The 716-nt window shown below is 30.9% G+C and carries 1 pseudogene; it reads right to left on the reverse strand.

The features are described 5' to 3' along the window. Positions 1-716: pseudogene (locus KA858_RS12170) on the reverse strand (transposase); the annotation flags it as partial.

Below are 716 nucleotides of genomic sequence, written 5' to 3' on the forward strand. Positions count from 1 at the left end.
GTAGTGATATGTATTTAATAATTCTTCATCTATATCTAATAAGTAATTTATAATGCCTTTTTCGGTTTTCCACTCTTTAAATAAATGGACTTTACGATAATTAAATGCCTCTAGCGTTTCAAAAGGTTTAAGAAATAATTTCCAATAACATTTATACTTGTTATAAAGCGGTCTGTTAAAGGATTTATAACAATTCATTACATGAACTCTAGACATATTTAATGCTCGATTTAAAGATTGTACAATGTGAAAACGATCAATAATAATCTGTGCATTAGGAAATAATTGCTTGATTAACGATATATGGTTCATACATATCAATCGTTACTGTTTTGACTTTTTGTCTTAGTTTCAAAGAGTAACGATAAAAATGTTCTTTTAGCGATTTCAATTTACGATCCGCTACCACATCTACGATGCGGTGTGATATAGCATCTGCATAAATAAAGCTCATTTTCCCAGTTACATTTTTAACACTTTTAAATTCGTCCATCATTAAGTGTTCAGGTAAAGCATCAAAAGAAGACTGACCTACGTCGCTTGCCGCTTGATTAATCACTCTAGACACAGTCATTGATGATACTAAGCATGACTTAGCGATAGATTTTTGAGAGCGGTATTCTTGTGCTTTATCTAAAACTGAAGTTTTGTTTTGTTAGAAATAAAACAATAATCGTCGACAATATCAGATTTAGCCGTAAAATGACTATCGCATG

Source organism: Staphylococcus sp. GDX8P80P (genome assembly GCF_017893095.1).
GTDB classification, from domain to species: domain Bacteria; phylum Bacillota; class Bacilli; order Staphylococcales; family Staphylococcaceae; genus Staphylococcus; species Staphylococcus borealis.